This is a genomic window from Hyphomonas sp. (assembly GCF_037969335.1).
GTDB lineage: Bacteria > Pseudomonadota > Alphaproteobacteria > Caulobacterales > Hyphomonadaceae > Hyphomonas.
Genome location: NZ_JBBKXE010000122.1, coordinates 1 through 8,708, shown reverse-complemented (window position 1 = coordinate 8,708; position 8,708 = coordinate 1). Strand labels below are relative to the sequence as shown.

The 8,708-nt window shown below is 63.1% G+C and carries 10 protein-coding genes; 9 read left to right on the top strand and 1 reads right to left on the bottom strand.

Going from position 1 to position 8,708, the window contains the following annotated elements:
* The 9 genes from AADA04_RS09115 to rpoN all read left to right on the top strand — a co-directional run.
* Window positions 1–985: SO2930 family diheme c-type cytochrome (locus AADA04_RS09115; protein WP_340692947.1), on the top strand; the 985-nt coding region annotated here is incomplete at its 5' end.
* Window positions 982–1,458: a YaiI/YqxD family protein gene (locus AADA04_RS09110; RefSeq protein WP_340692946.1), complete on the top strand. Its 477-nt coding sequence runs from the start codon at window positions 982–984 to the stop codon at window positions 1,456–1,458. The genes AADA04_RS09115 and AADA04_RS09110, both read left to right, overlap by 4 nt.
* 82 nt (window positions 1,459–1,540) lie before the next feature.
* The gene (locus AADA04_RS09105) at window positions 1,541–2,326 is read left to right on the top strand and encodes an enoyl-CoA hydratase-related protein (protein WP_340692945.1); all 786 of its coding nucleotides are present in this window, start codon (window positions 1,541–1,543) and stop codon (window positions 2,324–2,326) included.
* Complete coding sequence (locus AADA04_RS09100) at window positions 2,323–3,588, top strand: acetyl-CoA hydrolase/transferase C-terminal domain-containing protein (protein WP_340692944.1); 1,266 nt, start codon at window positions 2,323–2,325, stop codon at window positions 3,586–3,588. Before AADA04_RS09105 ends, AADA04_RS09100 begins: the two co-directional genes overlap by 4 nt.
* 56 nt (window positions 3,589–3,644) lie before the next feature.
* The gene (locus AADA04_RS09095; protein WP_340692943.1) at window positions 3,645–4,259 is read left to right on the top strand and encodes a ribonuclease H-like domain-containing protein; all 615 of its coding nucleotides are present in this window, start codon (window positions 3,645–3,647) and stop codon (window positions 4,257–4,259) included.
* A 90-nt stretch (window positions 4,260–4,349) separates the two neighbouring features.
* Window positions 4,350–5,024, top strand: a complete 675-nt coding sequence (gene lptC / locus AADA04_RS09090; protein ID WP_340692942.1) for an LPS export ABC transporter periplasmic protein LptC — start codon at window positions 4,350–4,352, stop codon at window positions 5,022–5,024.
* Window positions 5,011–5,529 (top strand): LptA/OstA family protein, encoded by a 519-nt coding sequence (locus AADA04_RS09085; RefSeq protein WP_340692941.1) that lies wholly within the window; start codon window positions 5,011–5,013, stop codon window positions 5,527–5,529. The genes lptC and AADA04_RS09085 overlap by 14 nt, the downstream gene beginning before the upstream one ends.
* A 97-nt stretch (window positions 5,530–5,626) precedes the next feature.
* Window positions 5,627–6,361, top strand: coding sequence for an LPS export ABC transporter ATP-binding protein (gene lptB, locus AADA04_RS09080; protein WP_340692940.1), 735 nt, complete (start codon window positions 5,627–5,629; stop codon window positions 6,359–6,361).
* Window positions 6,362–6,383: 22 nt separating this feature from the next.
* Window positions 6,384–7,883: an RNA polymerase factor sigma-54 gene (gene rpoN, locus AADA04_RS09075; RefSeq protein WP_340692939.1), complete on the top strand. Its 1,500-nt coding sequence runs from the start codon at window positions 6,384–6,386 to the stop codon at window positions 7,881–7,883.
* A gap of 5 nt (window positions 7,884–7,888) precedes the next feature.
* Here rpoN and AADA04_RS09070 read toward each other — a convergent pair.
* A partial coding sequence (locus AADA04_RS09070; RefSeq protein WP_340692938.1) for a S1/P1 nuclease occupies window positions 7,889–8,708 on the bottom strand: 820 nt, incomplete at its 5' end.

Sequence of the window (8,708 nt, the reverse complement as noted above, 5' to 3'; positions counted from 1 at the left end):
GCTGCTGGCCGACGCGCCGGCGCCCTACCTGGCGGACTATGGTTTCTTTAGCGATGCCGCAGCCGATCATCCGGTGGACCGCGTCGTGCCCTATGACCTGATCAATCCGCTGTTCTCGGACCATGCGATCAAGCACCGCTTCGTTTACGTGCCGAAGGGCAAATCGGCGGACTATTCGGCTGATCGTGTAATCGACTTCCCGGTCGGCAGTGCGCTGATCAAGACATTTGCGTTTGCACCGGACCTGCGGGCGCCGGGCGTGCGCGAATACAAGGTCGAGACACGGGTGCTGATCCACAAGGCGGATGGCTGGGCGGCGTTTCCCTACGTCTGGAACGGGGAAGGTACCGAAGCGGTCTATGCGCCCGCCGGCGGCCGGCAGGCGATATCGGTTGTCGGGCCGTTGGGAGATGTTCTCGCGATCGACTATGCGATTCCGAACAAGAACCAGTGCAAGACCTGCCATCAGGACGGCGACGCGGTGCTGCCGATCGGGCCCAAGGCGCGCAACCTGAACCATGATGGCCCTGCTGGCGTGAACCAGATCGCCGACTGGCAGGCGCGGGGTGTGCTCGAAGGCGTGCCGGACGGTGTGCCGGCGGCGACAGCGATCTATGATGTCAGCCTGCCGGTTGCAGGCCGGGCGCGGGCCTATCTCGATATCAATTGTGCCCATTGCCACAAGGCGACGGGCTCCGCTTCGAATTCGGGCCTCTGGCTCGGGGCAGGGGAGACGTCGCCTGTCAAGCTCGGTCTCGGCAAGCACCCGACAGCAGCGGGACGCGGGTCTGGCGGCATCACCTATGTGATCGCCCCCGGTGATCCGGACCGTTCGATCCTGGCCCACCGGATGGAGTCGTCCGAGGCGGGGGTCGCCATGCCGGAGCTGGGGCGCAGCGTGATCGATGATGACGGGGTCGCGCTGGTGCGCGAATGGATTACCAGCATGGACGCCGCACCTGCGCCTGCTAAAGAGCAGCCATGAGCGAAGACGTACAGATATTTATTGATGGCGATGCCTGCCCGGTGAAGGACGAGATTTACCGCGTTGCGCTGCGCCACAAAGTGCCCGCGGTGCTTGTATCAAACTCGTATATTCGCATTCCCGAACATGCGCTGATTTCGCGCCAGATCGTGACGGACGGGTTTGATGCCGCCGATGACTGGATCGCCGAACGGGCGCACGCTAGGAGCGTCGTGATCACGGCCGACATCCTGCTGGCGGACCGATGCCTCAAGGCCGGTGCGCGCGTGATTGGCCCGACGGGCAAGCCGTTTACGGATGATTCGATCGGCGCGGCTGTGGCTACCCGGGCCATCATGGCGGACCTGCGGGTTGGTATCAGCGAGGCCGGGGCCCCGCGCGCCGGTGGCCCGGCGCCGTTCACCAAGGCAGACCGGTCGCGCTTCCTGTCGGCACTGGACGAAGCACTGGTTGCCTTGAAGAAGGCCTCCTAGGCACTATCCCTTGCGCCGCCGGGGTGTTCTTGCCATGAGGTGGCAGCCCGCGCCGCCTTGGCGCCCATGCCGGGGAAGCCATTTGAGCCAGTCGTCCATACGCCTCGAGATCAATGCGCCGTTTGGCGAGATCATTCTCAACAAGCCGGGCAAGCGCAATGCGCTGTCGGTCGACATGTGGGCGGCCATACCGGAGCTGATCCAGCGGGTTGTTGCGGCAGATGCCGTCAAAGTTGTGATCCTGCACGGCGGCGATGCCGGGGCCTTCGCGGCAGGCGCGGACATTTCGGAATTCTCGACCATCTATTCGACGCCGGAAGCGGCGGCGCAATCCGGCGAAACCATCGCGGCGGCGCTGAATGCGATCGAGCATTGTCCGAAGCCGGTGATCGCGGCGATTGATGGCGCCTGCGTCGGCGGGGGCATGAGCCTCGCCATGGCCGCCGACCTGCGCGTGGCGGGCGAAGGCGCGCGCTTTGGCATCACGCCGGCCAAGCTGGGCATTGTCTATCCGGCGGGCGATATGCGGCGGCTTGTGACGGCGATTGGCGCATCGCGGACGAAAGACATCTTGTTCACCGCGCGCATTTTTGATGTGGCTGAGGCAAACGCCCTCGGCCTGCTCAACCGGGTTGTCGGCAAGGGCGAAGCGCTCGCCGGTGCGCGCGAGCTTGGCGAAGCGGTGGCAGCGAATTCGCAATGGTCGGTGCGCGCGATCAAGGAGATGGTGGCCGGGGTCGAAGCCGGCTGGGAGGATACCTCGCCCGAGGCGGCGGCCCTGTTCGTGGCAGGCTTTTCCAGCGAGGATTTCGTCGAGGGCTATTCGTCCTTCCTGGAGAAACGCCCCGCCAAATTCACGTTCAAATGATCGCGACGGCTTTCGCGCAATTGCGGGTGCTTAAGCCCGGGCCGGCCCGGATTTATATTGCGGGCTGTAGCGGTGAACCTGTGGCGCTGGCCGAGGCGCTGCGCGGGGAACCGGAACTGGCCCGCGACCTGACCTTTGTCGGCGTGCCGGTGCCGGGGCTGAACCGGACCGACTGGACCAGCCTGCATGAAACGGCGCGCGCCGAGATGCCGTTCCTGTATGGCGACATGCGCGCGGCGTTCGATGCCGGCAAGATACGCCTGCGCCCAATGCACTATAGCGACAGTTATCGCGACATGGTCAGCGGGCCGATTGACCTGGCCGTGGTGATGGTGTCGCCGCCAGAAGCGGATGGCCGGGTGAGCCTTGGCGTGTCGGCGGATTTCTCCGGTGCGGTGCTGGCCCGGACGGATATTCCCGCCATGGCCATCGTCAACCGCAACATGCCGGCCCCGGGTGATACGCCACGCGTGCCGCTGTCGCGGTTTGCGGTCGTTGCCGAGGATGACACGCCGCTGGTGGAGCTGACGGAATCGGCGCTGCCACCGACCTTCGCGCAGATCGGCGAGACGATTGCCGGGCTGGTGGGGACGGACGCAGCCTGCCTGCAATTCGGCATCGGCAATGTGCAGCAGGCGGCACTGAAGGCGCTGTCCGAGGCGGGCGGTCCGACCAATTTGCGTATCCATTCGGGCCTGGTGACAGATCCGGTGCTGGGCCTGATTGATGCCGGGCGTGTTGTGGATGAGGCCGGTGCGATCCTGACCGGCGTGGCGATGGGTACGCAGGCGCTTTACGAGCGCGTGGCGCGCGACCATCGCTTCCGTTTCCGCGCTGTCGACGTGACCCACGGGATTAATGTGCTGGCCGGGATCGAGCGCTTCGTGGCGATCAATTCGGTGCTGGAAGTGGACCTGTTCGGGCAGGCCAATGCGGAATTCATGAAGGGGCGGCAGGTGTCCGGCATTGGCGGCCTTGCGAATTTCCTGCGCGGGGCAGCTGCCTCGAAAGGCGGGGTGCCGATTATTGCGCTCCCCTCGACCGCCGCAAAGGGAACGGTCAGCCGCATTGTGCCCCGCCTTGGCCCGGAGGCGGTGAGCCTGCCGCGTTCGGATATTTCCTGGGTTGTGACGGAGCATGGCGCGGTCGACCTGCGCGGCGCCGACATCGACCGACGTGCCGAATGCCTGATTTCGATCGCCGATCCGGCTCACCGGGATGACCTGATGGCTGCGTGGGCCGGGATGCGCCGCGCGGTCTAAAGAACGCGCCGGAACGGATCATTTGCCGTTTGCGCCTCTCATGCTAAGCCCGGCGCATGAACGGAATCACATTGCATAAGGGCGACCTGCCCAAGAACATCGATTTCGGCCCCATCGTGGCCATCGATACCGAGGCCATGGGCCTGAACCCGCTGCGCGACCACCTGACCCTGGTGCAATTGTCATCTGGCGACGGCACGGCGCATCTCGTCCAGCTCGGCCGCGACTTCAACTGCCCGAACCTGAAGGCGCTGCTGACCGATCCAAAGGTCATCAAGCTGTTCCATTTTGCCCGGTTCGACGTGGCGATGATCAAGCGCTGGCTGGGCGTGGATTGCGCGCCGATCTGGTGCACCAAGATCGCGTCCAAACTGGCGCGGACCTATACCGACAGGCATGGCTTGAAGGACGTCGCCCGCGAAATCGCAGGAGTCGACCTCTCCAAGGCGCAGCAGAGTTCCGATTGGGGCGCGAAAGACTTGAGCGATGCGCAATTGCAATACGCCGCGTCAGACGTGTTCCACCTGCATGTCATCAAAGCGGGCCTCGAAGCCATGCTGATCCGCGAGGGACGGCTGGAAATGGCGCAGGCCTGTTTCAACTTCCTGCCGACCCGGGCCGCGCTCGACCTCGCGGGCTGGGGTGAGCAGGATATTTTCGCGCATTCCTGACGCAACCGTCATGTGCTGGACGCTTTTGTTTGGCCCTTATCAAAGGTAAACACGGCCCAGAATACGTTGTAACCGGCCGCAGGCGCTTTCATGGACGCAGTCAAGCATCACGACCCGGCATCGCTCTGGGCGCCACGGCGGCAACTGACGCTGGAAGAAGCGCGCAAGCGGTCGGGCCTGGTTCGGGGGCTTCGCGTCCTGTTCATGGCCTGCGCGGCCGTCTCGATCGGCCTGTTCTTGGGATATATCATCAAGAGCGCCTTTTCCCGCGACGCTGTGCCGGTCAAGATTTCAGGCGATGAAGTCGTCACCATGCTCAATCCGCGCTTTGCCGGACGCGATTCCACCGGTCAGAGCTTCACGATCACGGCGGATGCGGCCCGCCGCAAGGAACTGACTGCCAATGCCGTCGACCTGGTCGGGCCGATCCTGCGGGATGCCGCCGGGACCGAAGTGCGCGCACCGTCAGGCATGTATGACCGCGATGCAGGCATCCTCGAACTGTATGACGATGTCGAAATCACGGATGCATCGGGCTATTCTTTCAAAACAACAGCGGCGCGCGTGCATGTCGGGCAGGACTGGGTCGAGGGGCTTTCCCCGCTCGAAGGCAAGGGACCGCTTGGCGATATTCGCTCGGATTCGTATGAGATTCTTGAAGGTGGCAACCGCGTCGTCTTTCAGGGTAATGTAAAAACAGTGATTTATCCGGCCGAGCCAGATGTGCCGGCAACCGATGAAGGTGATGCAGATGGCAATCCTTAAGTTTCTTGGTGCGGCCCTGGCGGTCTCGGCCATCGCCGTTCCGGCGATGGCGCAGATTTCGTCTGAAGGCGGGCCAATTTACATTGATTCCGAGCGGACCGAGAGTCTTGAGCGCGAGCGCAAGGTGTTGCTGATCGGCAATGTCGACATCCAGCAGGGCACAGCCCGGCTACGCGCCGACACGGTGACGATCATATTCAGCGGCAAGGCGGGGGGTGAATCCGCGGGGGTCGGCTCTGGTTTCGGCCAGATCCAGACCATGATTGCCGAAGGCAATGTGTTCTATGTGACGCCGGAAATGAAGGCCAAGGGCGATCGCGGCGTCTATGACGCGGCGGTCGATACGATCACGATGACGGGCAATGTGGCGCTGATGCGCGAGCGTGACGTGGCTGAAGGCCAGATACTGAAACTGGAAGTCGGCAAGCGCCGGACAACGCTGGATGGCGGTACCGGACGGACACGCATGGTGATCGAGTCCGACAAGGACACAGCCGGAAACTGAAAAATTCAAGCAATGGCGTGAAGCCGATCTTAAGTATGTCAGGCTATGCCAAGAACGGGGCGACGAAACTGCCCGTGATCAGGGACGAACTCACGAGATGACCGAAGCGGCCGAAGGCCTTGTCGTTAAGAATATTGCCAAATCATTTGGCAAGCGACAGGTGGTGCGCGACGTTTCTCTGTCCCTGCAACGCGGAGAAGTTGTTGGCCTGCTTGGACCCAACGGGGCCGGCAAGACGACCTGCTTTTATATGATCATGGGCCTGATCGGTGTAGATTCCGGATCGATTTCGATCGATGGGGAAGATGTGACCAGCCTGCCCATGTACCAGCGCGCACGCCTCGGCGTGGGCTACCTTCCCCAGGAAGCGTCTATCTTCCGGGGGATGACAGTGGAAGAAAATGTCATGGCGGTGGCAGAACTGGTCGAAAAAGACCGGTCTGCCCGCATGGCACAGGTCGACAGCCTGCTGAGCGAACTGCATGTGGAACATCTTCGCGGCCAGGCGGCCACGTCCCTTTCGGGAGGTGAACGTCGCCGGGTGGAGATTGCACGTGCACTCGCATCCCGTCCGAGCTTCATGCTACTGGACGAACCGTTCACCGGTATCGACCCGCTCGCCATTTCCGACATTTCCGAACTTGTCCGCTACCTGAAGCAACGTGGCCTGGGCGTCCTGATTACGGACCACCAGGTCCGCGAGACGCTACAGATCGTGGACCGGGCCTATGTCATGTATGATGGCGACGTCCTCTTCAACGGCACACCGGAAGACGTGCTGAAGAATGAAGACGTGCGCAGGGTCTATCTGGGTGAACAGTTCGCCGCTTGATCTGAAGGGCGCGGGCTTAGGAATGAAACAGTCACTCGACATGCGCCAGGGCCAGTCCCTGGTAATGACGCCGCAGTTGCAGCAGGCGATCAAGCTGTTGCAGCTCTCGAACCAGGAACTCGCCGAGTTCGTGGAGGCCGAGATCGAGCGCAATCCGCTGCTCAACAAGGCTGACGACAATGCCGGCGACGCCAACGAACAGGGCGAAGCGCCGGCGCGCCGCGAGCAGCTTTCCCTCGATGACACTTCCGGCATGGGCACCGCCCGCGACCAGCTTGATGCGCCGGGCGAAGACGTGTTTGAACCCGGTACGGGGTCGGACGCGGCGCTGCCGGCAGGCGGCTCGGGCCCATCGGCCCAGACCGACTGGTCGAGCGCCACGTCGGGCGGCAGCTTCAACAGTGAAGAATATGACTTCGCCGCCAACCTGTCGACGGATGCCACCCTGCAGGAACACCTGCATAACCAATTGAATATTGCCGGCCTGTCGGCGGCGGACCGCCTGATCGGTGCCCGCCTGATCGACGAGACAGACGAAGCCGGCTACCTGCGTGCACCGCTGGACGACGTCGCCAAGGCGCTGGGCGCGGACGTCGCCAATGTCGCTGCCGTGCTGGAGGTCTGCCAGGGCTTCGAGCCGACCGGCGTGATGGCCCGCTCGATCCCGGAATGTCTGACGCTGCAGCTGAAGGAGCGCGGGCGCTTCGATCCGGCCATGGAGGCCATGCTGGCCAATCTCGACATGGTGGCCAAGCATGACCTGAAGGCGCTCGCCGATGTGTGCGGTGTCGACAAGGCCGACCTGCAGGAGATGCTGGCGGAACTGCGCCAGTTGTCGCCCAAGCCCGGCAGTGGCTTTTCGAGCGATACGACGATTGCCGTGACGCCGGACGTCTTCGTACGTGAACTGCCGAACGGCATGTTTGCAGTCGAGCTGAATTCGGAGACGCTGCCGCGCGTCCTGATGGACAAGGCCTATTATGCCGAAGTGACGGCCCTGCCGATGCGCGACAAGGAGAAAGAATTCATCTCCGAGTGTGCTTCGAACGCGACATGGCTGATCAAGTCACTGGACCAGCGCGCCCGGACGATCCTGAAAGTCGGCAGCGAAATCGTACGCCAGCAGGATGCGTTCTTCGCGCATGGTGTGGCGCATCTTCGGCCACTGAACCTGAAACAGGTCGCCGACGCGATCGAGATGCATGAATCGACGGTCAGCCGCGTGACATCGAACAAGTACATGTCGACGCCGCGCGGCCTGTTCGAACTGAAATATTTCTTCTCAGCATCGATCCCGGCAACCGGCGGCGGCGAGGCCCACTCGGCTGAAGCCGTGCGTCACCGGATCAAGGTGCTGATCGACGGCGAGACCGAAGACGACGTCCTCTCCGACGACCAGATCGTCGAGATCCTGACCGGTTATGGCATCGAGATCGCCCGCCGCACGGTGGCGAAATATCGCGAGAGCCTGAACATCCCGTCCAGTGTCCAGCGCCGCCGAATCAACCGCGCCAGCGCCTGAGGGGCTTATTCGGCGGCGGGTGCTGCCGTTTCGAACATCTCGTTGAGATAGGCTGCGAGGCGTACACCGCCCTGTGACAGGCGTTGTCGCAGGATGGGGCGTGTCTGGTAGGCATAATCCCAGGACAGGATCTGCGTGTCCGGATAGATCGTGTCGCGGATCGCGGCGCTCTCGTCGGCCCAGTCAGCGGGGCGGGCCTTGGCCCATTCGGCGAGCTGGTCGGGCGTGATCTTCTGCACCAGCCATTCGGTCCATTCCGTATAGGACAGTTCCTGGTAGTTGATCAGCAACTCGTCCCAGACCTCGTGCAGGTTCGTCATTTCCTCGAAAAAGGTGCAGATGAACTGGTTGCCGCCCCGGTCGGTGCCATTGCCGGCGTGCAGCGGCTGGTGCAGGTCGCCGACGAGATGGGCGATGAAGCGCAGGGCGAGCTGGCGGTCCTCAAGCGACGCTGACGGATCGATTGCGATGGCGCGGAACCGGGCCAGTGCCGTGATGGCATCGCCTTCCGGCGGCGGCGTCACCTGCGCATAGCTCATGCCGACCGGAATGGTCACATAGTGATAGGGGCTGGCTTCCGAGCGCCAGAAATCATCCGGGCTGGAGCGCATGTGGTCGGGCCAGTCGGCTGCCTCGGCCATGCCTTCAGGGCCCAGAATATCTTTCACCGCGCTGTCCGCCGTCTGGCTGAGATAGGTCTGGGCAATGGCGCCGACGACACGGTGCCCGGTCTTGCCCCAGGCATGGGCGGGAGAAACGACGGCAATCGCAAGGATCAGGGACGCAATCAGGCGGTTCATGGGGCAAACTCCAAGCTGGAAGGAC